Below are 24041 nucleotides of genomic sequence, written 5' to 3'. Positions count from 1 at the left end.
CCTAGTCCTGCACCGGCAGGAATATCTTTGCCTGCTGCAACAGGTGGTCCATGGGTACCTCGTCCTTGCAGGCAAGCATCCACAAATCAAAAACCGAGGGCCGTTGCAGGCTGTGCCCGATTTTGAAACCCGCTTGCCGGGCCGACTCCATCAGCGTGCTCTGGGTGAAACCGTAGCGGTGCGCCATGAAGAGATTCCCTTCGGCCATGGACGCCCGATGCCCGTACAGGACATCCAGCGGCGTGATGGCCTCGCCGTCGGGGGTCAGGTAGGCAGGTGCATCGAGTTTGTCGTCCGTCACCAGGGCGCATATGGACCGCAAATCCGGGCAGGTCAGCACCAGGAAACCGTCCGGCTTGAGCACGCGATAAAACTCCGCGAAGGCGAGTGGTACTTCGTGGGCGTAAAGATGTTCGATATTGTGGGATGAGTAAATGGCATCGACGGATGCGTCCGGCACCACGGACATATCCGTCATGCTGGCAACGATGTCGGGTTCCGCTACCGGGTCCATATCCAGGCGGATTTCGCGCCACTCGTCACCCTGGAAGCCGCGTGACGTGTGCTGTTTACGGGAACCCCCGCAGCCCACGTGCAGGAAGCTGCGATGTCCGGGTTGTGTTGTCCAGTCGAACGTCGCTCCCGCTTTGGGTTGGCCATTGGCCCCACCGGACAGGCCCTGGCTACTTTTAAAACGCTCCAGCCACTGACTGCAAAGGCGTTCAAGCCAGGCCATAGGGTGCTTCCTCAGCCCACAAAGGCGTGCAAGACCATGGAAAAGAGAATTTGGCGCACTACATCAGGTGCATACCCGGCAGCGATCAAGCGTGGCTGCAAGCGGTACGCCACAGCAGCCCGGCCCCACAATCCTAGCCGGTACCGGTCGCGCACGCCGCGTGCTTGTGTGTTGAACTGCTCCAGTGCCTGCGCCCACTCTGCCTTGCTGGGAGCTTTGTTCTTCTTAGGCTTGGGTATGACTGCCATGAACGCAGACTCCAGGGCCTGCGTGGCTTCGGAATAACGGCTCAATTGCTGTCCCCAAAAAAATTGGGTTGCTGAAACTCAGCAACCCAGATCAACCCACCATTGGTATCGACTCTCGGAGCCGATGCCGCCCGCCGAAATGTGCTCAGGAAATGGCAATAGCAGTGAATGTCGACGATACCGCAGGTGTAACCGTTGTGTTGGCCACGGTGCAGGAGGTACCCGACGTAGCCGCCGCTCCAGCAGTGATGGAATACCCATTGGGTACGGCGCCGCCTTGAACGAGAGCTGCAACGTCAGAACAATTTGTAACTGCTGCGGTACCTGCCTTGGTTGTGCTGATGCTGCGGGACGCGTAGTTGATAGTAGAGGCGGCGGAAAGTGCACCGGCGACGCCATCAGTAGCGGCCCTAATAGCATCCGTCTTCAGATCCACAAACTTTGGCAGTGCCACCGCGGCCAGCACGCCCAAGATCACAATAACCATCACCAACTCAATCAGGGTAAAACCGCCTTGGTTCTGTTTCATAGTAGTCACCTCAGTTAATGTGCATAACCCGCTACAGGTAACGGGACCAACGATCGCTCTGTTCGATAGTTATAAACAAATTCTAGTAAAAATATATCGAGTTGTGCGTTAAGTTTGGGCGGCAAACGTATGAATTAGTTCACAAAATAGGCATAAATCGTAGCTTGCGCTACGCAGAATAATCGTATGGCAGGGGCTATAGGAGTTGCCCAAACCAGATATAGCGGTCCCGTGGGACCAGACGGACCTCAGCGGCTGTGATCACAATGTGGAACCAAACGGTGTCAGCCGCCTGCACAGGCTCCAGCCACTGTGGGTACAGCAGCCTGTAACCCACACAGCCGCAGGACGGGTCGTACAGCCAGTTGCCGGGGGAGGCTTTTTCGGCGTCCTGGATCGCTATTTCGCCAGCGAAGTTGGGCGGCAGGGCCTGCAATAAACGAAACGGGTTTGTTTCAGCGGGCGCCCCTCCTAAGGCTTGCATATGGTGTCGCAACTGTTCCACCAGTAGCGCAGCGCGCAGTTGCGCCAACGTGGACCAGACCCCGACCTTTTCCGCTTGGCCCTGAACTTCACGCACCTGCAGCCCGAATATCCATACCAAAGCCACGAGCACCAGCGACAGAATGCCCCACTCCACCATGCGTCGGCTCCAGAAGCCGCCGCCGTCGGAGTCCGTGCGTTGGGCGGCCACAGGCTTAGCCGCCGCCCTTGCCCATGGCTGCCTGGCCCAGGTTCCACAACGGCAGAAACACACCTAAGGCTAACAGCAGGACCAGCACTCCGATCACGGCCAGCAGTATGGGCTCGATGGCCGCCGACAGCCCCTTGATGTTGTAGTCGGTCTCACGCTCGTACATGCCGGCAATCTCGAACAACAAATTGTCCAGCTCGCCGGTTTCCTCGCCCACATTGATCATTTGCAGCACCACCGGGGTGAACACGCCGGTGGCAGCCGCGCAGCGCGAAATGCTCTCGCCCCGCTCGATGCCGTCGCGCATCTGCTCGATCCGTGCACCGATAAACGCGTTGTCCACGGTCTGCGCCACGACGGTCAGGGCCTGCACCAGCGGCACGCCGCTTTGGCTGGATAGTGCAAAGCTGCGGGCGAAGCGCGCCAGCGTGGCCTTCAGAATAATCTCACCGATGATGGGCAGCTTGAGCTTGCGCGAATCCCAGCGGTAGCGGCCATCTACCGTGCGCACATAGCTGCGTATGGCCACCGCCGCACCAATGCTGCCGGCGATCAGCAGCGGCCACCACTTGATCATCCAGGCCGAAAATGCCAGTAGGCCACGCGTGATCAATGGCAGCTGCGTGTTGAAGCCCGCAAACACCTTGGCAAAGACCGGTATCACAAAAATGTTGAGGATGATGACGGCAGCCGCCATAGCAATCATCACAAAAATCGGGTAACGCGTGGCCTGCTTGATGCGCTCGCGTACGTCCCGCTCAAACTCCATGTGTTCGTTCAGGCGCAAAAATACCTCGGTCAACCGCCCAGTCATTTCGCCGACACGAATCATTGAAATGTAAAAGCCCCCAAACAAGTCTTGGTGGCGTGCCATCGCGGCTGACAATTCGCGTCCTTGGTCCAGGCTGGAGCGTATGTCCTTTAGCAAGTCGACCATCGCTGGCTTGGTGGCCGAGGCCTGCAGGCCTGAGAAAGCGCGCAGAATTGGTACACCGGCCTTGTTCAGCGTGTACATCTGGCGCGAAAAGACCATCAGGTCTTCGTCGACTACGGGCTTGCGATTGAGCTTGTCCCACCAATTGTCGGTTTGCACCTCGGCTTCGACTTTGGCGAGACCGATAAAAACTGGCGTGACACCAATAGAGCGCAACTGATCCGCGACGCCGTTTTCGGTCATGGCATCGAGTTTTCCGTCGACCGCTTCGCCCCGGTTGTTACGTCCTCGCCATTCAAAAATCGCCATGCTGGGTTAGTCCATGGACTCGTCCGCGTCGCCCACGTCAAAGCCCACGCGCAGTGCCTCGGCCAGCGACGTTCGGCCCTGGCGCACCAGCTCCAGCGCGTGGAAGGCCATGGTCTGGCCCTTCATGCGCTCCCGCGCAGTGCGCATAAAACCCGCCGGGTCGGACTGCGATGCGGCATGGGTCAGTTCGGCATCCATTTCCAGCAGTTCGTACACACCCTGGCGACCAGAATAGCCCGTGCCGTTGCAAGCTGAACAGCCCAATCCGCGTTTAGGCGTTATCGTTTCCCCAGAGGGTTGCATGGCTTCAAGCCAAGCAGCCTCCTGTGCCGACGGCAGGTGGGGGGCCGCGCACTCTCTGCAATTGAGACGGATAAGACGCTGGGCAATCACTGCCTGCAAGGACGTGGACACCATGAATGGCGGAACGCCCATGTCCAACAACCTAAACGGTGTACTCATGGCATCCCGTGTATGCAGTGTGGACAGAACCAGGTGGCCGGTGATGGCAGCACGCATGCCAATCTCGGCCGTTTCGGCGTCCCGCATTTCGCCCACCAGCACGACGTCAGGGTCCTGGCGCAGAACAGCGCGCAGCACCCTTGAAAAAGTCAACTCAATTTTGTCGTTGACCTGGACCTGTGACAGGCCGGGCAAGCGATACTCGATAGGGTCTTCTACCGTGATGACCTTGAGTTCTGCTGCATCGATTTCTGCCAGCGCTGCATACAAAGTGGTGGTCTTCCCCGATCCGGTAGGCCCCGTGACCAACACCATACCGGCGCTGCGTCCGAGCACCTCGCGAAAGCGTTTGAGCATGTCGAGTGGCATGCCAATGCTGTCAAGACGGCGCATGCCGGTACCCTGGTTGAGCAGACGCATGACCGCCGACTCACCGTAAACAGTTGGTAGGGTGGATAGGCGCACATCGATGGTGTTATCCCGCAACCGTACGCTGAAGCGCCCGTCCTGCGGCAGTCGCTTCTCGGAAATGTCCAATCCGGCCATGAGCTTGAGCCGCTGCGCCAAAGCTGCGCCGATGCGCTTGTCGGCCTGGGTTTGAACCTGCAGCACGCCGTCCACCCGAACCCGCACTTGTAGCCCGTCTTCTTGCGGTTCGATGTGCACATCACTAGCGCCCACCTGCGTCGCATCTTCAAACAGCGACTGCAGCAGCCGCACGACGGGCGCGCCCTCCAGCCCGACGGTGGCGGTCAGTTCGCCGAAATCCACCGCATCGCCCAGGTCTTTCTCCAGCGCGCGGGCCAAGCCGCTTATTTCTTCGGTGCGCCGATACAGGCGGTCAAACGCGGGTACCAAACCACTCTCGGGGACCGCGGCGATGGCGATGTTGCGCTTGAGGATACGGCTGAGTTCGTCAAACGCAAACAGGTCTAAAGGATCGCCCAGCGCAACCAGCAGCGTATCCCCCTTGTCTTCCAGCACTAGGGCCTTGAAACGCCGCGCCGCCGACTCCGGCAACAGCTTCACCACGTCGGCCCGGAAGGGGAAGGTCTTGAGGTTGACAAAGGGAATGCGCAACTGGCGCGCCAAGCCGTTGGCCAACAGCTCCTCAGTGATGATGCCGGTCTCTATCAGCAGGCGCCCCATCTTCTTGCCGGTGGTGCGCTGCAAATCCAGGGTTTGTTGCAACTGCTCTTGAGAGATCAGGCGTTGCTGAACCAGCACATCGCCCAGACGCAGTTTCTCAGGACGACCGGGTGCTGGGCGGGGCGCGTCTGGCGCCGTGGGTGCGCTTGCTGCCATGTTCATGCGCTGATTCCTTGTGCGTGGAAGCAAAAATAATAGCACGGGGCGCTGAAAGCCCGCATGCTATTTACCTGCCCGGCGCTAAAACTTGTACTTGCTGGCGCAACCGCTGACGTGGTTGCGGTCGCTCGACATGCACTGGTAAAACGCCCGTTTATTGCCGCTCGACCCTTCGCAGTCGCCCAGCGAGGTCTCGGACTTGGCCTGGCGCAGCTTGGTGGCGGTAGCGTCGAATTCGGCCTGCGTGATGTAGCCGTCCTTGGTGTTGCGCTGGCCGACCTCGATCATGGTGTCGAACTGCGAGCGCACGTTGTCCACGGCTGTCGCGCAGGATAGCGGTGCGGTCTTGGGGTCTACCTTCTGCAGGCCTTTGACAAATCCGTCGCGCATCTCTTCGACACCTTTGGAGATTTTCTTGGTGCCGTCGGCGTTGTACTGTGGGGTGTTGGCGGTGGCGGCTTCGCTGGGGTTGTTGTTGCCGCCGAACCCGCTGGCGCTGTGCAGTTTGACGGGCTCGGGGCTCTTTTCTGCAGAGGGCGGTTGCTGTCCGTAGTGGACCTTGCCACTCGCGTCCACCCATTTGAAGACGCCTTGCGCAGCCGCAGGACAGGCCAACACCAGCAGCAGTGCACTCGCCAGCGTCGCAGTAACGGTTTTCCGGGCAATTTTGTGCATGATGCTCCCTCAGCTATTGAAAAAGATGGTCTAGAGATTAGGTGCCAGCAGCCGCTGCAAGTCCGTCGCCTTCATCTGGCGGCGTTGGGCCAGGTCTTGCAGTTGGTCGTCGCCGATCTTGCCGACATTAAAGTAGCAGCTGTCCGGGTGGCCAATATAGAAGCCGCTGACGCTGGCAGCCGGCGTCATCGCTAGGCTTTCCGTCACGCCCATTCCGATTTCTTCGCACTGGAGCAGCCCAAACATCTCCTGCTTGACGCTGTGGTCTGGGCAGGCAGGGTAACCAGGGGCTGGGCGAATGCCTTTGTATTTCTCGGCGATCAAGTCCGCGGCGCCCAGACCCTCCTGTGCTGCATAGCCCCACAGGTCAGTGCGCACGCGCTCATGCAAGGCTTCGGCAAAAGCTTCGGCCAGCCGGTCGGCCAGGGCCTTGAGCATGATGGACGAGTAGTCGTCGTGCGCGGCCTCAAAGGCCTGGGCGCGCTTGTCGGCCCCTATGCCGGCGGTTACCGCAAACAGGCCGGCGTAGTCGGGAACCTGTGAGCGTTTTTGGGCTGTAGCCCCCGCCGGAATAGCGTGAGCAGCTCCTGAATTGATAGCAATCTTTGGGGCGACAAAGTCCGCCAGACAGCGGCTGGGCATGGTCACACCATCCACCACCGGTTTCTCGGTTTGCTGGCGCAGGCCGTACCAGGTGAGCACGCGCTCGGTGCGGGTTTCGTCCGCGTAGAAGGCGATGTCGTCCTCATCCACACTATTGGCCGGATACAGCGCCACGACGGCGTTGGCGGTCAGCCAGCGACCGTCCACAATCTTCTTCAGCATCGCCTGGGCGTCAGCGTACACGCGCCGCGCCTCTACACCCACCACCTCGTCGTCCAGGATCTGGGGATAAGGCCCGGCCAGGTCCCAGGTCTGGAAGAACGGGCCCCAGTCGATGTATTTGGCCAGTTCGCCCAGGTCGAAATTCTTGAACACACGCCGGCCGAAGAACTTGGGCTTGGTAGCGGTGTAGCTACTCCAGTCGATCGTTGTCTTATTGGCCCGCGCTTTGTCCAGCGTCCACATCGGGGTCTGCTTCTTGTTGGCGTGCTGCTGGCGCACTCGGGCGTAATCTGCACTCAGCTCGTCCAGGAACTGGCTCGACTGGTCGCTCAACAAACTCTGCGCCACGCCCACGCTGCGCGATGCATCCGGCACGTAGACCACAGGGCCGTCGTAATGCGGGGCGATACGTACGGCAGTGTGCACACGGCTGGTGGTGGCGCCGCCGATCAGCAGCGGGATTTTCTTGATGCGGAAGTAGTCGTCCTTCTGCATCTCGCCAGCCACGTACTGCATCTCTTCCAGGCTCGGCGTGATCAGGCCGGATAGGCCGATGATGTCCGCCCCCTCAACCTTGGCGCGCGCAAGCACCTCGTGGCAGGGCACCATGACGCCCATGTTGACCACGTCAAAGTTGTTGCACTGCAAAACCACGGTGACGATGTTCTTGCCAATGTCATGAACATCGCCCTTGACGGTGGCGATGATGATCTTGCCCTTGGTGCGCACGTCGCGCCCGGCGGCTTCGTCCAACCGTTTTTCTTCTTCGATGTAGGGAATCAAATGCGCCACGGCGGACTTCATGACCCGCGCGCTTTTGACCACCTGGGGCAGGAACATCTTGCCCTGGCCAAACAGGTCACCGACGATGTTCATGCCGTCCATCAGCGGGCCTTCGATCACGTGCAGCGGGCGCCCACCGGTGGCCAGGATGGCGCGGTAGGCCTCCTCGGTGTCTTCGGTGATGAAGTCGGTGATGCCGTGCACCATGGCGTGGCTCAGGCGCTGGCCCACAGACACAGGCGCCTCGGGCGTGCCGCGCCATTCCAGCTTTTTGCTTTCGTCCTTGGCGCCGCTCTTGGCGGTCTCGGCGATCTCGACCAGGCGCTCACCGGCGTCTTCGCGGCGATTCAACACCACGTCTTCGACACGTTCGCGCAGCACAGGCTCCAGGTCGTCATACACGCCGACCATGCCGGCGTTGACGATGCCCATGTCCATGCCGGCGGCGATGGCGTGGTACAGGAACACGGTATGGATGGCCTCGCGCACCGGGTCATTGCCGCGGAAGCTGAAGGACACGTTGGACACGCCGCCGGACACCTTGGCGCCCGGCAGGTTGGCCTTGATCCAGCGCGTGGCTTCGATGAAGTCCACCGCGTAGTTGTTGTGTTCTTCAATGCCGGTGGCGATGGCGAAGATGTTGGGGTCAAAGATGATGTCTTCTGCCGGGAAGCCCACCTCGTCGACCAGGATGCGGTAGGCCCGCTCGCAGATCTCGATCTTGCGCTCAAAAGTATCGGCCTGGCCCTTTTCATCAAAGGCCATGACCACGGCGGCGGCACCGTAGCGGCGCACCAGCTTGGCCTGCTGGCGGAAGGCTTCTTCGCCTTCTTTCATGCTGATGGAGTTGACGATGCCCTTGCCCTGCATGCAGCGCAGGCCGGCCTCTATGACACTCCATTTGCTGGAATCGATCATGACCGGCACCCGCGAAATATCGGGTTCGCTGGCAATCAGGTTCAAAAAGCGGACCATCGCGGCCTGGCTGTCCAGCATGGCCTCGTCCATGTTGATGTCGATGACCTGCGCGCCGTTTTCCACCTGCTGGCGCGCCACGGCCAGCGCCTGCTCGAAATCGCCATTCAGGATCATGCGGGCGAAGGCCTTGGAGCCGGTCACATTGGTGCGTTCACCGATGTTGACGAAGGTGGCGCGGGGGGCGGCGCCGTCTTCCGAAGCGGCAGTGCCAATGGTTACCGGCTCCAGGCCGGACAGCATCATTGGGGGGACGGCAAAAATAGAAGACATGCATCTCACCTGTAAAACAGCGAACCAGGTGAGCGTCGTTGGGGACATCCAAGCCTGACTGGGCCACCGTGTGGCCTGCTGCAACGCTCCTTGGATAGTCCAATTTTACGGGAGAACTTCCGTGCTTTGCGGGCCACCGTGGTTTACTATCGCCGTCAAACCCAGCAAACAGCGGTTGTTTGCGTGGCAAAGAGACGGGCACCACGGTCATGAATTCTGACGACACCACCCCGGACACCCCACCCGAGGACCAGCGCATTCACGCCTTCGAAATGGCGGCCGAGCTGCTGACGGCGCCCAACGCGCTGATGCACCTGTCGCTCGAAGAAGCCCGGGTCGTCGTGGGTTACATGACCCCGCGGTTCATTCCGACCGAAACTACTTTTATTCGCGAAGGCGATGCCGCCGACGAGGGCTTTATGGCGCTGCTGCTGGAGGGCGAGGTGGTGGTTGAAAGCATCACCGTCAGCCGCACCGAGCCGCTGACGATCCGTGTACTGGGCGAGGGCAGCCTGGTGGGTGAGGTGGGGCTGGTGGACAAAGAACCGCGGTCGGCGTCGTGTACCACCAGTGCCGATTCGTTGTTTGCCATCCTGTCCCGCGAATCCTTTGAAGCGCTGATCAACGAAGAGCCGCGCATAGGCTCCAAGCTGCTGCTGGCCATAGCTGCCCGCCTGGCCGAGCGTCTGCGCGACAACGCCCGCAAGCTGCGCCTGTATGCCAAGCTGGCCAAGGCCATGCAGCTTGAGATTGACCGGGCGCTCGTCCAGCGGCCATAGGCATTCGCGAAATGTGCCTCTAGCCCCCGCGAATGCTTGTGATTGCGCTATCTAAACAGTAGCGCTCATTTCTGGGCGCCACGCCTCTGGGTGGCAGGACGTTTTGCTCCGTGTCCCCCGCGCCCTTGGGCGCTCCTCCTTAACCTGCGCAAAACGCCCTGCCACCCAGAGGCGTGGGTACTTCTATTACGCGGCTTCTTTGTAAAAGAAATTACGCCGCACGCTACGCCCCGGCAACGGCGCCACCGCATGGGCAATCGCGCCAATGTGGTCCGGCGTCGTGCCGCAGCAGCCGCCCACAATATTCACCAACCCCTCGGCCGCAAATTCGCGCACCAGGCGGCTGGTCACGTCCGGCGTTTCGTCAAAACCGGTGTCGCTCATCGGGTTGGGCAGGCCTGCATTCGGGTAGCAGCTGATAAACGTATCTGGCGCCACGCGGTTCAGCTCCTGGATGTAGGGGCGCATCAGCGCCGCGCCCAGCGCACAGTTCAGGCCGATCGCCAACGGCTGGGCGTGGCGCACGCTGTGCCAGAAGGCGGTCACGGTCTGGCCTGAGAGGATGCGGCCCGACGCATCGGTCACCGTGCCGCTGATGATGAGGGGTAAGCGTTCACCGCTGGCCTCGAAGTATTCGTCGATCGCAAACAGCGCGGCCTTGGCGTTCAGCGTGTCGAAGATGGTTTCGACCAGCAGCACGTCGCTGCCTCCCTCGACCAGGGCTTTGGTCTGGTCGTAGTACGCCTGGCGCAGCTCTTCAAAGGTCACGTTGCGCGCGCCGGGGTCGTTGACGTCGGGGCTGATGCTGGCGGTCTTGGGCGTGGGGCCCAGGGCGCCGGCGACAAAACGGGGCTTGTCGGGCGTGCTGTATTTGTCGCAGGCGGCGCGGGCTAATTTTGCCGAAACCAGGTTCATTTCCACGGCCAAGTCCGCCATGTCGTAGTCGGCCTGGGCCACGGTGGTGGCGCCGAAGGTGTTGGTTTCGATGAGGTCGGCACCGGCGGCCAGGTAGCGGTCGTGGATGTCAGAGATCACGTCCGGGCGCGTCAGGCTCAGCAGCTCATTGTTGCCTTTGACATCGCGGTGGAAGTCGGTGAAGCGTGTACCCTGCGCGCCCGGGCCGGCGTAGCCATTGCCCCGGTACTGCGCCTCGCCCAGCTTGAAGCGCTGGATCATCGTGCCCATGGCGCCGTCCAGAATGGCGATGCGGTTGGCCAGAATGCCGGGCAGGGCCTGGCCACGGGTGTAAGGCGGGGTTTGAAGCGGAGTGTTCTGGGTCATGGGATGCGGCTCACTTTCTGTTGTTAGACAAAGTGAGCGCAGTTGGCAAACCCAAGCCTGGCGGCCGTTGGAAAACCGTGTGTTACGGTGCCCGGCCACTGCAGCGCCCCTCGGGAAGCCTGTATTTTAGACCACGGCCACCTTCGCGCGCCACCACCCCGGCGGCCTTCATGCCCGACAATAGGGGATGCCCACAGCGTTCACGCCAGAATATTGTGTGCCATTTATGCCCCTAGCCCGCGTGCAGCGCGCGTAACCAGCTACTGTTTTGATAGCAACTGACTCATCCACCATTTCCAGCCAGACTCTGCACGCCATCCTTGAAGAAGTGTTTGGCTACCCGCAGTTCCGCGGTCCGCAGCAGGCCATCGTCGAACACGTGGCCAATGGCGGTGACGCGCTGGTGCTGATGCCCACCGGCGGTGGCAAGTCGCTGTGTTACCAGATTCCCGCTATCGCCCGCCAACGCGCGGGGCTGGGCGTGGCGCTGGTGATCTCGCCGTTGATCGCGCTGATGCACGACCAGGTGGGTGCCCTGCACGAGGCGGGTGTCAGTGCCGAATTTTTGAACTCGACGCTGAGCGGTGAAGAGGCCTACCAGATCGAGCAACGCCTGCTGCGCGGCGACATCACCTGCCTCTATGCCGCGCCTGAGCGGGTGACCAATCCGCGCTTTCTGGCTTTGTTGGACTCGCTGTATGAACGCAACCAACTAAGCCTGTTTGCCATCGACGAGGCGCATTGCGTCAGCCAGTGGGGCCATGACTTCCGCCCGGAGTATCGGGCGTTGACCGTGCTGCACGAGCGCTACGCCGGTGTGCCGCGCATCGCGCTGACCGCCACCGCCGACGACCTGACCCGTGCCGACATCCTGGAGCGCCTGCAGCTGCAGGATGCGCAGGCCTTTGTCAGCAGCTTTGACCGACCCAACATTCGTTACACCATCGTCGAAAAGCGCGAGGCCGTCCAGCAGTTGCTGCGCTTTATCGAGCGTGAGCATGAAGGCGACGCCGGCATTGTCTACTGCCAATCGCGCAAGAAGGTCGAAGACGTGGCGCAGACGCTGGTAGACGCCGGCATCCGCGCCTTGCCGTACCACGCAGGGCTGGACAGCCGGGTGCGCCAAGATCACCAGAACCGGTTTCTGCGCGAAGAGGGCATCGTCATGGTGGCCACCATCGCCTTTGGCATGGGTATTGACAAGCCCGATGTGCGTTTTGTCGCCCACCTGGACATGCCCAAGAATATCGAAGGCTACTACCAGGAGACCGGCCGTGCCGGGCGGGACGGTTTGCCCGCCTACGCCTGGATGGGCTATGGCCTGCAAGACGTGGTCAACCAGCGCCGCATGATCGACGAAAGCCCGGCGGGCGAGGAATTCAAGCAGGCGCTGCGCGGCAAGTTGGATGCCCTATTGGGGCTGGCGGAAGCAACGGATTGCCGCCGGGTTCGGCTGTTGGCCTACTTTGGCGAGCAGTTGGGCGATGGCCCGAGTTATCGTTGCCAGAACTGCGACAACTGCCTGAACCCCCCCGACATCTGGGACGGCACCGACGCCGCGCGCAAGCTGCTCAGCACCATTTACCGAATCCAGCAGTCCAGCGGCATGTCGTTTGGCGCGGGCCATGTCATGGACATCGTGCGCGGCAAAACCACCGAAAAAGTCACCCAACACGGCCACACGGCTTTGAGCACCTTTGGTCTGGGCGCCGATTTCAGTGAAATCCAGCTGCGTGGCGTGTTGCGCCAGCTGATTGCCATGGGCGCCGTGGCGGTGGATGCGGAGGCTTTCAATACGCTGCGATTGACCGAACAGTCCCGCGCCGTATTGAGGGGCGAGGTGCAGGTGCAACTGCGGGAGTCGGTTTCCGCCCCGGCGAGTCGCAGCAAGAGCAAGCGCCCTGGCGCAGGTTCAGCCGTGGTCAAGGCGCCGATTGCGCTGGATGGGGATGGCTTGGTGCGCTACGCGGCGCTGAAGGCCTGGCGTGCCGAGGTGGCGCGGGAGCACAACCTGCCCGCCTATGTGATTTTTCACGACGCCACGCTGGCGGCCATTGCCAAACGCGCACCACAGACCTTGGATGATCTGCAGGGTATCAGTGGGATTGGTGCTAAAAAGCTGGAAGCCTACGCCGAGGAAGTACTGCGCGTGGTGAACACGTAGCCCGGCTCGGTCTGGCTGCTCAAAGCAATCAAGCCCCAGAGCTGGGGTAGATGCCAAAGTGAGGTAAAGGGGGAGGCCGAAGGCCGGAGGACACGAACGGCGGCATTTACCCCAGCTCTGAGGCGGGCGCGTACAACTACAGTAGCGCCCCGCAAAAACCCAGGGGAAACGACTTAAGCAGCAGTCCGGTGACGGAAACAGGTCTCGTAAGACATCGCCGCACCAGACATCGTGTTCTGCAGGCGGGCAATCGCGCGACGGTGGCGCTTGCCACCCTTGGCGTCACAAACGTGCTGGCTGTGGTGCTGGATCAGGGCTTGCAGCTTGTTGCGGCAAGCGTCCAGGACACCGGCAAAATTCAGGGCGATATACGCGGAATAGTCGGCATTGGTGTGGCGAAATTCGTCAGACCAGTAGTCAAACAGTTGCCACTGGTAGGTGCCTTTTTCAGGGACCTTGATCGTCTCTTTGTTCATATCAACACGTCAAAATGAAGAAGAATGGATACTTGTCAGGGCGCCTGGCTTGTGCTTCCAACGGGCCGGCGATTGATGCATCCGCGTCGACATATGACGGTTGACGGGCTCAACCGGTTGACAGCGCTTCCCAATATTTGCGCTGGAAAACGTCCAAATTAGTGCATGAACCCTATTCCCCGGGCCTCCCGCACCTCGGGTTTGATACGGTGTTCGGCCTCCAGTTGCTCCAGGAACTCGCTTGGTTCCAGTTGGGCATCCAGAATGGCGTTCTGCCGTTTGACGGCTGAAAAGTCGCCAATGCAGAGCTGGTCCAGTGCCGTCAGCCGCTTTTCCAGGTCCCGGTCCAGCCGGTTGGCGTCCCCGGCGCAGGCGTCCGCGACAAATAGCGCCAACCGCTGCGCCCGGGTCAGCGGCTTGAACTGGATCTTGAAAGTAAACCGGCGCAATGCGGCCTGGTCCATGCGGTCCATCAGATTGGTCGTGCAGATGAAAATGCCGTGGAAACGCTCCATGCCCTGCAGCATTTCGTTGACTTCGGACACCTCGTAGCTGCGCTGGGCGCCGCGGCGGTCCAGCAAAAAACTGTCGGCTTCATCGAGCAACAGGATGGCGTTTTCAGTCTCGGCCTCGCGGAACATGGCGGCCATGTTCTGCTCGGTTTCACCCACGTATTTGCCCATCAGGTCGCTGGCTTGGCGCACGTGCAGGGGCTGGGCCAGCGTGGTGGCAATGTGCTCCGCCAGTGCCGTCTTGCCGGTGCCGGGCGGGCCGTAAAAGCACAGCGTGCCGTGGCCGCGAGCCTGTAGCGCCTGCACCATGCGGGGGATTTCAAACCGGCTTTCTACGTTTAGCAGCGCGGGGTCATAGCGCGTGGCCGCCAGCAGGCGCGCGCCGTCTGCCGACCGGTTGCCCAGCGCCTGGTCGGCGTTTTTCAGCTGGCGCTCGATCAGGGTCTCCAGCGCGTTGACCGCGTTGATCGGTGTCTCTTCAGCACTGGCCGCCAGCCCCGCAAAGCGTACGGCAGTGCGGATTTGCGCGGGCGTCAGGCCTTTGCGTTTGGCCAAGCGGCCTACAAAGGCTTCAGATACGGCCACCCCCGTTAACGTCCTACGCACCAGTTCCTCACGCGCCCCCGGCGGTGGTGATTTCAGTTCCAGGTGGTAGGCGAAGCGGCGGCGAAAGGCCGGGTCGATCTGCTCGATACGGTTGGTGACCCAAATGGTCGGCACCACATTGGATTCCAGCACCTGGTTGACCCAGGCCTTGCCGCTGACGCTGCCGTTCGGCGGCGCGGCCGTGGCGTCGGCCCGCGCCATCCACTGCGCAGCTTCGCTCGAAATGGGCGGGAACACGTCTTCCACCTCGTCAAACAGCAGCGCGGCTTGGGCACTTCCTTTGAGAAAAACCTGGGCGATCTGCAGCGAGCGGTACCGGTCGCGCCCGCTCAAAGAGTTGCCGTCGCGGTCGGCGTACTCCACTTCAAACAGCTCCAGCCCGGCGGACTGCGCCACCACCTTGGCCAGCTCGGTCTTGCCGGTTCCTGGGGGTCCGTACAGCAGCACGTTGATGCCGATCTCCTGCCGCGCCACGGCGTTGGCCAGCAGGTTGCACAGCACCCGGGCGTCGTCGGCAACAAATGCAAAGTCGTCCAGCCCCAGTGCGCTCTTGGCCGACAGGCGTGTGAACACGGCCATCAGCTCGGCCTGGTCACGGTAGGGGCGCATCAGCACCGGTGGCAGTTTTTCGCTGACCTTCATCAGGTCGGCCAGGTCGGTGATGTTGTGTTCGGAGATCAGGTTCTCCACCAAGCCAATACGCTCCAGCCGCGACCCTGCACGCAGCGCCTCGGCTACCTGGTCCGGGTTGACACCCGCTACTTCTGCAATTGCAGCGTAGGCCTCAGGCGCGTTGTTGACCTTGAATTCGACCAGGATGCTGCGCATGTCGCGCTGGTAGCGTGCCAGCGTGCCGTATAGCAGCAGGGCACGTTCTGCCTTGTTGAGCTGCAGCAGGCCGGCCAGTGCGTTGATGTTTTTCTCGACCAGCGTGGACTGGCGCTTCAACGAGTTGTGCAGCCATTCGCCGGTGACCGTCAGCACCGAGACCAGGTCCTTGGGCTGATCCTTGGCGTATTCGTCCAAAAAGAAATACAGCGTAGCTTCGTCATAGGGTCCGCGCCAGGTGCCATGGCGGGCCAGGAATTCGATGGCATCCAGAGACTCGTGGCCGCGCCACAGTTCGTTGCTGGCGCAGCGCCGGGCCAAAAATTCGCGCAACCGGGACAGCACCGATACCGGCCACACCAGGTGGCGGCCGGCCAGGCCGACGATGCCGCTGAAGTCGCGGCGCACGTTCAGCCCTGCGCCCTGGCGCGTGGCCAGCGTCAGCACGAAATGCGAACACATCAAATCCAGCACCGGCGCCTCCAACAGGCCCGGTGAGGGGATCAGATGCCCGCCCAGTGGCGGAGACAACAAACGCTTGGCCATCCAATGCCTCCAGCACAGTTGTGTTTACGGGGCCACCATACAGCAGACTGGCGCAAGATGGAAGTGTGGGGGACAAAAAGCAGCACAATGTCGGCATGATTGAATACCACGACATCCAAGCGGCCGAACAACGGCTGCAAGGCCACCTGCTGCGCACACCCTGCGTGGCGTCGCAGACCCTGTCCGACATCACCGGCGCGCAGGTGTTCCTCAAGTTTGAGAACCTGCAATTCACCGCCTCCTTCAAAGAGCGCGGCGCCTGCAACAAGCTGGCGCAGCTGACGCCCGAGCAGTCTGCACGCGGCGTCATAGCGATGAGCGCCGGCAACCATGCCCAGGGCGTGGCCTACCACGCGCAGCGCCTGGGCCTGCATGCTGTCATCGTGATGCCGCGCTTCACGCCCGGCGTCAAGGTCGAGCGCACGCGCGGCTTCGGCGCAGAGGTCATTTTGCATGGCGACACACTGGAAGAATCCCGCAGCCATGCGTTCGCGCTGGCCGAGCAGCGGCAGCTGACTTTTGTGCACCCTTACGACGACGACGCCATCATTGCGGGCCAGGGCACGGTGGCGCTGGAAATGCTGGAAGACGTGCCCGACCTGGACACGCTGATCGTGGCCATTGGCGGTGGCGGTTTGATCTCGGGCATGGCCACCGTTGCCAAGGCGCTGAAGCCAACGATGGAAGTGGTGGGTGTGCAGACCGTGCGCTTTCCCGCCATGTTCAATGCCATCCAGGGCACGCAGCATCCCCAGGGCACCAGCACGATTGCCGAGGGCATCGCCGTTGGCACGCCGGGGCGTATTCCTATGGAGATGATCCGCGCACGCGTGGACGACCTACTACTGGTTGACGAGGGCGATATCGAGCAGGCATTGGTCATGCTGCTGGAGGTTGAAAAGACCCTGGTCGAAGGGGCAGGTGCTGTCGGCTTGGCCGCATTGCTGAAGTACCCGGAGCGCTTCAAAGGCAAGCGCGTGGGCTTGGTACTGTGCGGCGGCAATATTGACCCGCTGCTGCTGGCTGCCATCATCGAGCGTGGCATGGTGCGGGCTGGTCGCCTGGCGCGTATCCGTGTCGGTGCGCGCGACGTGCCGGGTTCGCTGGCGCGCATCACCGCCACCGTGGCCGAGGCCGGTGCCAATATAGAAGAGGTGCACCACCAGCGCGCGTTCACGACGCTGTCGGCGCAGAACGCCGAGGTGGAACTGGTGGTCCAGACCCGTGGCCACGCCCATGTCAACGAGGTGTTGGCGGCGTTACGCCAGGCGGGTTTTGATGCCGAGTTGGGTTAGGCGCGCGGCGTTGCCGATGTCGCGGTCCGGCGGATAGGTAAAATCAGTACAAAATCCCATTCAAGTCCTGAAGGAATCTCCATGTCCGCTACCCCATCTACTCCAGCGCCTGACCACAAGGTCGATCCGGTTGAAGCCATTGTTCCGTTGATTCCTATCGTGCTGCCCGTGGTTGGCGGCGTGCTGATTTTCTTGTTGGCGTTCATCGCCGTCTACATGGCCTAAATTTGGTGTCAGGCCGCCTCAGCGCCTGTTGTTCCCGGTTGGTGTGACTGCCTGCGGCTTGCCCGCAGTGCCCACACCCACCGCCGCACCCCCCAATTCTGTTCCGTTGCACCCTAGCTGGCGTGGCTTTGTCACGTCTGCGCGGGCCGTGTTGTTATTGAAATGCGCATAACCCTATGCCGGCTTTGCATAATTGTTGCTGGTAACTTGCATGTAACTTCGGTACGAGTTCTTAAAATGGGGCATCCGCCCCTGGTGTCTGCGTGAGGTGTACGTGGGATGGGGACGGTTGTATCCACAGGTTTCTGCAAAACGTTTTCTCAAAGTCAAAGGGCGACTTTTATTTTGAAAAGACGATTTTCAAACTAGGAGCTACCGTATGAACGCACCCATGATGCAAGGCTTGAAGCTGAACACGCCCAGCTACGTCAAAAACCCCCGGCTCATTGCCTGGGTGGCCGACATGGCCGCACTGACCAAACCCGACGCCATTTACTGGTGCGACGGTTCCGAAGAAGAATACCAACGCCTGTGCCAGCAACTGGTCGATGCGGGTACCTTCAAAAAGCTCAACCCCGCCAAGCGCCCCAACAGCTTCCTGGCCTGCTCCGACCCCACCGACGTGGCCCGTGTCGAAGACCGCACCTACATCTGCAGCGCGCAAAAAGAAAACGCCGGCCCCACCAACAACTGGATGGCCCCGGCCGAGATGCGCAAGCTGCTGCAGTCCGGCCAGGACGACGGCACGCCCGCACTGTTTGACGGCTGCATGAAGGGCCGCACCATGTATGTGGTGCCGTTCTCGATGGGCCCGCTGGGTTCGCACATCGCCCACATTGGCATTGAACTGTCCGACAGTCCGTACGTGGCGGTCAACCAGCGCATCATGACCCGCATGGGCAAGGCCGTGTATGACGTGCTGGGTGTGGATGGCGATTTCGTCCCCTGCATGCACACCACCGGCGCCCCGCTGCAGCCCGGCCAGGCCGACGTGAAGTGGCCTTGCAACAAGACCAAGTACATCGTCCACTACCCCGAGACCCGCGAAATCTGGTCCTACGGCTCCGGCTACGGCGGCAACGCGCTGTTGGGCAAGAAGTGCTTTGCGCTGCGTATCGCGTCCACCATGGGCCGCGACCAGGGTTGGCTGGCCGAGCACATGCTGATCCTGGGTGTGACAAATCCCCAGGGAAAGAAGTACCACGTGGCAGCGGCTTTCCCCAGCGCCTGCGGCAAAACCAATTTCTCGATGCTGGTTCCACCCGAAGGTTTCGAAGGCTGGAAAGTCACCACCATCGGTGACGACATCGCCTGGCTCAAGCCCGGTGCAGACGGCAAGCTGTACGCCATCAACCCCGAAGCCGGTTACTTTGGCGTGGCCCCCGGCACCAATACGCTGACCAACCCCAATTGCATGGCCAGCCTGAACCAGAACGTGATTTTCACCAATGTGGCGCTGACCGACGATGGCGACGTCTGGTGGGAAGGCATGGAGAAGGACGCTGGCAACATGCCCGCGCATTTGATCGACTGGCAGGGCAAAGACTGGACGCCGGCCATCGCCAAGGAAACCGGCGCCAAGGCTGCCCACCCCAATGCCCGCTTCACGGTGGCCGCGACCAACAACCCCGCGCTGGACGCGCAGTGGAACGACCCCAACGGCGTGCCGATTGACGCCTTCATGTTCGGCGGCCGCCGCTCGACCACCGTGCCTTTGATCACCGAAGCGCGCAGCTGGACCGAAGGCGTTTACATGGCCGCGACCATGGGCTCCGAGACCACCGCCGCTGCCACCGGCCAGGCCGGCATCGTGCGCCGCGACCCGTTTGCGATGCTGCCCTTCATGGGCTACAACATGAGCGACTACTTCCAGCACTGGCTCAACATGGGCGACAAGCTGGCCCAGTCCGGCGCCAAGCTGCCCAAGATGTACGCCGTGAACTGGTTCCGCAAGGGTGATGACGGCAAGTTCGTCTGGCCCGGCTATGGCGAGAACATGCGCGTGTTGAAGTGGATGATCGACCGTATCGAAGGCACGACAACCGGCACTGAAAACGGCTTTGGCGTTAGCCCCGCCTATTCGGAAATCACCTGGACCGGCCTGGACTTCACGCCCGCCCAGTTCGCATCGGTCACCAGCCTGGACAAGGCCGCGTGGAAGGAAGAGTTCGCACTGCACAGCGAACTGTTCACGCAACTGGCCTATCACCTGCCCCAAGCCTTGGTAGACACCAAGGCCCGCCTGGAAGCCCAACTGGCGGCCTGAGGAAGTAGCCCCCACGCTGGTCGTTTCGCGTACTGCGCTGCCCCCCCCAAGGGGGTGCAGCCTTGCTTGGGGCGGCCCGGCGCAGCGCCCACGTACCCTGGGGCCCCAAGCTGGCCCCATGCAAAAAGCCACCCGAGGGTGGCTTTTGTATTGGCGCTGACGGGTCAGCGGCGATCAGCGACCTGAATGATCAGCCTTGTGTCTGGCGGATCGATGCCATGCGGATGTCAGCCATCACGCGGTGGTCGTGGCGGGCCAGTTCCCACATCTCTTCTTCTTGCAGGCGCGCAGTGCGGGCCGCGCGGTAGTTGCTGATCCAGCCGGCACCGGTGTTGGCGACTTTGCGCAACGGTGTGGCCAGCAGGGCCAGCGCGGCGAATGTCACAGTCCACAACGCCACCCAGGCGGCCAGCAGATGGCCGTCGGCCCAGCTGTCGATGACGTGGTCGGCGGCGACCAGCAGAGCGGCCATGACTGCGGCCAGCAGCATGCCGGCCAACGGGCGGGAATCATCGGCGGTGCGGGTGGGCTTGGTAGCGGCCTGAGCAGGCACGCGGGTAGAAGGAGTAGCAGTGGAGTGTGTGAGGGTTGTCATGGCAAATTCCTTCGCAGAGTTGACGGGAAATACTGGTTTAGCGGAGGCATCCAACGGAAGCATGGGGTGAATACTAAGGGTTAATACTAGTATTGGTCTACTTTATGTTGGTGATGTTTGGTATTCACGTTGATTATGATCGACGTATGCGTGACGTATCCCTGCGAAACTTGGACCTGAACCTGCTCAAGGTGTTTGATGTGGTCATGTCTGAGCGCAGCCTGACCCGCGCCGCCGAGCAGCTGGCGCTGACCCAGCCGGCGGTCAGCAATGCGCTGCGCCGCCTGCGCGAAGCGCTGGGAGACGAGCTGCTGGTGCGCAAGGGCAGGACGCTGGAGCCCACGCCCCGCGCGGAGGTGCTGTGGCCGGCTGTGCGGGCCTGTCTGCAGCAGCTGCAGGCCTCGCTGGCACCGCCGGACTTCGACCCCGGAAACGCCACGTCCACTTTCATACTGACGATGGCCGATGCCACGGCCGCCGAAGTGATGCCCGGTCTCTTGGCCGTCATCACCGCGCATGCGCCCCAGGTGTCGCTGCGCGTGGTGCCGCTGACCACGCGTGACCCCCGCCAGCTGCTGGAAGACGGCCATGCCGACCTTGCAGTGGGCCATTTCCCGTCGGTGCTGACCGACCTGACCGCGCGCGCCCAGGCGGGCGGCAGCGCCAGTTTTCTGCACCACCGCCTGTTCTCGGGCGACTATGTGTGTGTGATGCGCAAGGGCCACCCGCTGGCGCGCGAGCCACTGACACTGCAGCGCTTTTGCGACGCACGCCACATGCTGGTCAGCTTTTCGGGTCGGCCCTTCGGCTTCATCGACCAGGCCCTGGCCGCGCTGGGCCAGCGCCGCCATGTGGTGCTGACCGTCAACCAGTTCTTCACCGCTGGCAAACTCGTGGCGCAGTCCGATGTGCTGACCGTGCTGCCCCGCCATTTTGTTGGCGTAACCGGCTACGCGCAGGAGCTGGTGCTGCGCGAGCTGCCGTTCGAGGTGGCACCGATCCACGTAGACGCACTGTGGCACCTGCGCAAAGACGGCGACCGCGCCCACGCCTGGCTGCGCGACCAGATCGCCAAGCTGGCGGCCAAGCAAGCACCCCATCCGGCACCCTGATACCCATGCAGATCCAACTGCTGTCCGACCTGCACCTGGAGGCCCATCCTCACTGGAAGGCCGAGCCTGCGCCCGGCGCCGACCTGCTGGTGTTGGCTGGCGACATTGGCTCCTACCAGACCGGCTCGCAGCTGGCCCAACTGGGTGACCGCGACTTCGGCCTGAGCCAGTTCTCGCCACTGCAGGGCTGGCCCACGCCGGTGGTCTTTGTGCCTGGCAACCACGAATACGACGGCATGGACTTTGACGAGGCCCACGTCCGCCTGCGCGAAACCTGTGAGCGGCTCGGGCTGATATGGCTAGAGCGCGAGACTGTGGTGCTGGGTGGTGTGCGCCTTATCGGCACTACGCTGTGGTCGGACTTTGACGCGCTGGCGCCCGCTCCCGCCACACCCCAGACGCCCAAACCGCTCACCCGACACGGTGCGGCGCCGGTCAACCTGCTGGCCCAGCAGCTCAAGGTCCGCGACAAAGCCTTCCGCGCCGCCAACTACTACCTGCGCAAGACCGACACCACCCGCCACGGCGAGCCCTGGTTGGCCGAAGGTTTGCGCGAACAGGCGTTGGTGTGCCAAGACTGGTTGCGCGACACCCTGGCACAGCCGTTCGATGCGGGTCCCACGGTCGTCGTCACGCACTTCGCGCCCAGCCTGATGAGCGCTGACCCGCGCTACGGACTCACACCAGGCACGGCCGGCTTTTGCAATGCGCTGGACGATTTACTGCCCCACGCGCAGCTGTGGCTGCACGGCCACCTGCATGCGCCCAGCAACTATGTGCACCGCAGCTGCCGCGTGGTGGCCAATCCGCTGGGCTATGCGCGCAAGAACGAACAAGTCAGCTTCCAGCCCCGCAGTGTGATACCAATCGAGCTGTAGCCCTCGCGCAGCGTGCGCAAGCAGCTATGAAAACAGGAGCGTTCGAAGCAGGGGTCGCTCAGGGGACCTTGTCCGCCGCCACCCGCACAAAACTGGCAAAACGCGGCACTCCCGCGTCGGTCAGACCGCGAAAGCGGTAGGTGACGATGCTTCCCACGGGTGGCGGATCGCGCCGCTCTGCGTCCGACAAACCACTGCCGATCTTGAAGCGCACCCCGGGCGCCGCCGCATTACCGCTGGCCACACTCTCCACCAGCAGCGCACCCGCCATGCCGCGGTATTTGCCACGGCCCGCCTGGTAGCCCAGCACGCGGGCTTCGGCGTCTTCATGCGGTTTGACCTTCAACAGATCGTCATTGCGCGCGGCCGTGTACAGCGACGCGCCACGGTGCAGCACCAAGCCTTCGCCGCCAGCCTTGACGACGCGGTGCATCTGGCCCTGCAGCGCGGCGTGCGTCGTGGCGCGGGTTTGCACCACGGCCACGACCCAGGGCTGGTTGATCTGCGCCACGGCGGCGTTCAGCGCGGCAATGCGTTCGGTAAACGGCCCGCCGTGTGCCGGCATATCAAACACCATGAAGCGCATGCGGCGCCAGGCCGCGTCATCCGGCACCTGTTGGCGTACGGTGGAGGTAGCTTTTGCAAACTGGCCACGCCCGGCCCACAACTCGCCGTCCAAGGGCGTGGCGGGCCAGCCGGCGGTGAACCAGGTCGGCGCCTGCACGCGTTCGCCGCCGCGCGTCAGCAGTTGCTGGCCGTCCCAGTAGCCACGCAGGCCGTCGTATTTTTCGCTGACCCAGTAGTCGGCCAGGTCGACGCCGGGGTGGTACACCTTGGCCAGCATCAGCGCGGGGGCGTTGGGAGCAATCGTCTGTGCTTGGCCACCTGCCGGCGCCGATAGCGTCAGCACACAACCCAGCATGCACAGAAGGCGACTCCAGCGGACAGGCAGCTGCATCAGGGTCTCCTCATCGTTCGGTTTGGATGGTGTGGATCACCCGAGTGGCAAGACATATGCTCCTGAATGAGGAGCTGCTTACACATGTCCACAAGGGCTAGCGGGCATTTAGGCCATCAAAGCAAGTGGATAGCACCAGGTCGATGATCTCGGCATTCGAGTGCTGGCCGCCCATCTTCAAGAATTCCAGCACCGGGTCGCAGGCGCGGGCGAACAGCGTGTAGAGCACTGCGACGGCCGGCAGGCGCGTGTTGATGGCGCCCTCGGCCTGGGCCGCTTCAATCCATTCACCCAACTGGTCGCTGACCTCGATCAGGCCATTCATATAGTCGGCGTTGCCCATCAGCGTGGCGCGCAGGCTGGAGTTCTGGCTGGGTAATGACGGCATCTCGCCACCCAGTTTGAGCTCCATCGTCCAGCGCACGACCGTGCGCAGCTGGTCCAGCGGGCTGGCATCGGCCGGCAGGCCCTTGAGGTAATCCTGGGCGCGGCGCATCACGTGCACCATGGCGGCGGCGGCCAGGTCTTCCTTGCTGGGGAAGTGTTTGTACAGGCTGGCCTTGGCTATGCCGACCTGGGCCGCGACCTCGTCCACCGTCATGGCGTCGAAACCTTTTTCGGCCAGCAAGCGGTTAACGACGCGGATGATGGCGACCTCACGGGCCTGCAGCATCTGCGTTTTGAAAGAGACCTTGGGTGGGGCGGCGGCGATAGGACTGGATAACATGCCTACAGTTTAGCCGCTTGCGTCGGAAAATACAGCGTCAGA

At 62.1% G+C, this 24041-nt stretch carries 21 protein-coding genes and 2 riboswitches; of the genes, 7 read left to right on the top strand and 14 right to left on the bottom strand.

The features are described from left to right. Position 1 precedes the first annotated feature (1 nt). The 8 genes from AC097P_RS03470 to metH all read right to left on the bottom strand — a co-directional run bounded on the left by AC097P_RS03470 (position 2) and on the right by metH (position 8751). Positions 2–736, bottom strand: a complete 735-nt coding sequence (locus AC097P_RS03470) for a class I SAM-dependent methyltransferase (protein ID WP_479608962.1) — start codon at positions 734–736, stop codon at positions 2–4. Between the two features lie 11 nt (positions 737–747). After that, the gene (locus AC097P_RS03465; protein WP_479608961.1) at positions 748–1029 is read right to left on the bottom strand and encodes a hypothetical protein; all 282 of its coding nucleotides are present in this window, start codon (positions 1027–1029) and stop codon (positions 748–750) included. 100 nt (positions 1030–1129) lie between these two features. Further along, on the bottom strand, positions 1130–1513 hold the full coding sequence (locus AC097P_RS03460) for a prepilin-type N-terminal cleavage/methylation domain-containing protein (protein ID WP_479608960.1): 384 nt from the start codon (positions 1511–1513) through the stop codon (positions 1130–1132). A 196-nt stretch (positions 1514–1709) separates the two neighbouring features. After that, positions 1710–2207, bottom strand: coding sequence for a hypothetical protein (locus AC097P_RS03455; protein ID WP_479608959.1), 498 nt, complete (start codon positions 2205–2207; stop codon positions 1710–1712). Positions 2208–2211: 4 nt separating this feature from the next. After that, the gene (locus AC097P_RS03450) at positions 2212–3450 is read right to left on the bottom strand and encodes a type II secretion system F family protein (RefSeq protein WP_479608958.1); all 1239 of its coding nucleotides are present in this window, start codon (positions 3448–3450) and stop codon (positions 2212–2214) included. A gap of 6 nt (positions 3451–3456) precedes the next feature. Then, on the bottom strand, positions 3457–5223 hold the full coding sequence (locus AC097P_RS03445; protein ID WP_479608957.1) for a GspE/PulE family protein: 1767 nt from the start codon (positions 5221–5223) through the stop codon (positions 3457–3459). Between the two features lie 78 nt (positions 5224–5301). Beyond that, positions 5302–5895 (bottom strand): DUF4124 domain-containing protein, encoded by a 594-nt coding sequence (locus AC097P_RS03440; protein ID WP_479608956.1) that lies wholly within the window; start codon positions 5893–5895, stop codon positions 5302–5304. 30 nt (positions 5896–5925) lie between these two features. Continuing rightward, positions 5926–8751: a methionine synthase gene (gene metH, locus AC097P_RS03435; RefSeq protein ID WP_479608955.1), complete on the bottom strand. Its 2826-nt coding sequence runs from the start codon at positions 8749–8751 to the stop codon at positions 5926–5928. Positions 8752–8774: 23 nt separating this feature from the next. Continuing rightward, positions 8775–8849: riboswitch (S-adenosyl-L-homocysteine riboswitch) on the bottom strand. A 111-nt stretch (positions 8850–8960) separates the two neighbouring features. Between metH and AC097P_RS03430 the strand changes: the two genes are divergently transcribed. Further along, the gene (locus AC097P_RS03430) at positions 8961–9530 is read left to right on the top strand and encodes a cyclic nucleotide-binding domain-containing protein (protein ID WP_479608954.1); all 570 of its coding nucleotides are present in this window, start codon (positions 8961–8963) and stop codon (positions 9528–9530) included. A gap of 186 nt (positions 9531–9716) precedes the next feature. On the opposite strand, the gene AC097P_RS03425 is transcribed toward AC097P_RS03430, so the two are convergent. Further along, positions 9717–10811, bottom strand: coding sequence for a homocysteine S-methyltransferase family protein (locus AC097P_RS03425; protein WP_479608953.1), 1095 nt, complete (start codon positions 10809–10811; stop codon positions 9717–9719). 27 nt (positions 10812–10838) lie between these two features. Next, positions 10839–10929: riboswitch (S-adenosyl-L-homocysteine riboswitch) on the bottom strand. Positions 10930–11079: 150 nt separating this feature from the next. Here AC097P_RS03425 and recQ point away from each other — a divergent pair. Then, positions 11080–12975 (top strand): DNA helicase RecQ, encoded by a 1896-nt coding sequence (recQ, locus tag AC097P_RS03420; protein WP_479608952.1) that lies wholly within the window; start codon positions 11080–11082, stop codon positions 12973–12975. A 173-nt stretch (positions 12976–13148) separates the two neighbouring features. On the opposite strand, the gene AC097P_RS03415 is transcribed toward recQ, so the two are convergent. Further along, the gene (locus AC097P_RS03415; protein WP_479608951.1) at positions 13149–13451 is read right to left on the bottom strand and encodes a hypothetical protein; all 303 of its coding nucleotides are present in this window, start codon (positions 13449–13451) and stop codon (positions 13149–13151) included. A gap of 158 nt (positions 13452–13609) precedes the next feature. After that, complete coding sequence (locus AC097P_RS03410; protein WP_479608950.1) at positions 13610–15943, bottom strand: ATP-binding protein; 2334 nt, start codon at positions 15941–15943, stop codon at positions 13610–13612. Positions 15944–16008: 65 nt separating this feature from the next. Between AC097P_RS03410 and AC097P_RS03405 the strand changes: the two genes are divergently transcribed. The 3 genes from AC097P_RS03405 to AC097P_RS03395 all read left to right on the top strand — a co-directional run bounded on the left by AC097P_RS03405 (position 16009) and on the right by AC097P_RS03395 (position 19729). Beyond that, positions 16009–17238 (top strand): threonine ammonia-lyase, encoded by a 1230-nt coding sequence (locus AC097P_RS03405; RefSeq protein ID WP_479608949.1) that lies wholly within the window; start codon positions 16009–16011, stop codon positions 17236–17238. 81 nt (positions 17239–17319) lie between these two features. Continuing rightward, positions 17320–17463, top strand: coding sequence for a hypothetical protein (locus AC097P_RS03400; RefSeq protein WP_479608948.1), 144 nt, complete (start codon positions 17320–17322; stop codon positions 17461–17463). Between the two features lie 379 nt (positions 17464–17842). Continuing rightward, positions 17843–19729: a phosphoenolpyruvate carboxykinase (GTP) gene (locus tag AC097P_RS03395; protein ID WP_479608947.1), complete on the top strand. Its 1887-nt coding sequence runs from the start codon at positions 17843–17845 to the stop codon at positions 19727–19729. A gap of 190 nt (positions 19730–19919) precedes the next feature. Here AC097P_RS03395 and AC097P_RS03390 read toward each other — a convergent pair whose 3' ends face one another. Then, positions 19920–20324: a hypothetical protein gene (locus AC097P_RS03390; protein ID WP_479608946.1), complete on the bottom strand. Its 405-nt coding sequence runs from the start codon at positions 20322–20324 to the stop codon at positions 19920–19922. Positions 20325–20470: 146 nt separating this feature from the next. Between AC097P_RS03390 and AC097P_RS03385 the strand changes: the two genes are divergently transcribed. Together AC097P_RS03385 and AC097P_RS03380 are read left to right on the top strand one after the other, a co-directional pair. Then, positions 20471–21436 (top strand): LysR family transcriptional regulator, encoded by a 966-nt coding sequence (locus tag AC097P_RS03385; protein WP_479608945.1) that lies wholly within the window; start codon positions 20471–20473, stop codon positions 21434–21436. 5 nt (positions 21437–21441) lie between these two features. Continuing rightward, entirely contained in the window at positions 21442–22314 is an 873-nt protein-coding gene (locus AC097P_RS03380) for a metallophosphoesterase (protein WP_479608944.1), read from the top strand. Positions 22315–22372: 58 nt separating this feature from the next. On the opposite strand, the gene AC097P_RS03375 is transcribed toward AC097P_RS03380, so the two are convergent. After that, positions 22373–23272 (bottom strand): DNA ligase, encoded by a 900-nt coding sequence (locus tag AC097P_RS03375; RefSeq protein WP_479608943.1) that lies wholly within the window; start codon positions 23270–23272, stop codon positions 22373–22375. Positions 23273–23369: 97 nt separating this feature from the next. Next, on the bottom strand, positions 23370–23999 hold the full coding sequence (locus AC097P_RS03370; protein ID WP_479608942.1) for a TetR/AcrR family transcriptional regulator: 630 nt from the start codon (positions 23997–23999) through the stop codon (positions 23370–23372). Positions 24000–24041: the final 42 nt, after the last annotated feature.

The organism is Rhodoferax sp. ZS1R8, assembly GCF_056521325.1.
Note: the sequence above shows the minus strand (reverse complement) of the source record. Positions and strands in the feature narration are given on the sequence as shown.

Excerpts from the sequence above, each read along its gene's own strand:
- AC097P_RS03440 (WP_479608956.1), bottom strand. The coding sequence starts at position 5,895 with ATGCACAAAATTGCCCGGAAAACCGTTACTGCGACGCTGGCGAGTGCA.
- AC097P_RS03470 (WP_479608962.1), bottom strand. The coding sequence starts at position 736 with ATGGCCTGGCTTGAACGCCTTTGCAGTCAGTGGCTGGAGCGTTTTAAA.
- AC097P_RS03375 (WP_479608943.1), bottom strand. The coding sequence starts at position 23,272 with ATGCAGCTGCCTGTCCGCTGGAGTCGCCTTCTGTGCATGCTGGGTTGT.
- AC097P_RS03460 (WP_479608960.1), bottom strand. The coding sequence starts at position 1,513 with ATGAAACAGAACCAAGGCGGTTTTACCCTGATTGAGTTGGTGATGGTT.
- AC097P_RS03385 (WP_479608945.1), top strand. The coding sequence starts at position 20,471 with ATGCGTGACGTATCCCTGCGAAACTTGGACCTGAACCTGCTCAAGGTG.
- AC097P_RS03380 (WP_479608944.1), top strand. The coding sequence starts at position 21,442 with ATGCAGATCCAACTGCTGTCCGACCTGCACCTGGAGGCCCATCCTCAC.
- AC097P_RS03390 (WP_479608946.1), bottom strand. The coding sequence starts at position 20,324 with ATGACAACCCTCACACACTCCACTGCTACTCCTTCTACCCGCGTGCCT.
- metH (WP_479608955.1), bottom strand. The coding sequence starts at position 8,751 with ATGTCTTCTATTTTTGCCGTCCCCCCAATGATGCTGTCCGGCCTGGAG.
- AC097P_RS03445 (WP_479608957.1), bottom strand. The coding sequence starts at position 5,223 with ATGAACATGGCAGCAAGCGCACCCACGGCGCCAGACGCGCCCCGCCCA.
- AC097P_RS03370 (WP_479608942.1), bottom strand. The coding sequence starts at position 23,999 with ATGTTATCCAGTCCTATCGCCGCCGCCCCACCCAAGGTCTCTTTCAAA.
- AC097P_RS03430 (WP_479608954.1), top strand. The coding sequence starts at position 8,961 with ATGAATTCTGACGACACCACCCCGGACACCCCACCCGAGGACCAGCGC.
- AC097P_RS03425 (WP_479608953.1), bottom strand. The coding sequence starts at position 10,811 with ATGACCCAGAACACTCCGCTTCAAACCCCGCCTTACACCCGTGGCCAG.
- AC097P_RS03395 (WP_479608947.1), top strand. The coding sequence starts at position 17,843 with ATGAACGCACCCATGATGCAAGGCTTGAAGCTGAACACGCCCAGCTAC.
- AC097P_RS03410 (WP_479608950.1), bottom strand. The coding sequence starts at position 15,943 with ATGGCCAAGCGTTTGTTGTCTCCGCCACTGGGCGGGCATCTGATCCCC.
- AC097P_RS03400 (WP_479608948.1), top strand. The coding sequence starts at position 17,320 with ATGTCCGCTACCCCATCTACTCCAGCGCCTGACCACAAGGTCGATCCG.
- AC097P_RS03415 (WP_479608951.1), bottom strand. The coding sequence starts at position 13,451 with ATGAACAAAGAGACGATCAAGGTCCCTGAAAAAGGCACCTACCAGTGG.
- AC097P_RS03450 (WP_479608958.1), bottom strand. The coding sequence starts at position 3,450 with ATGGCGATTTTTGAATGGCGAGGACGTAACAACCGGGGCGAAGCGGTC.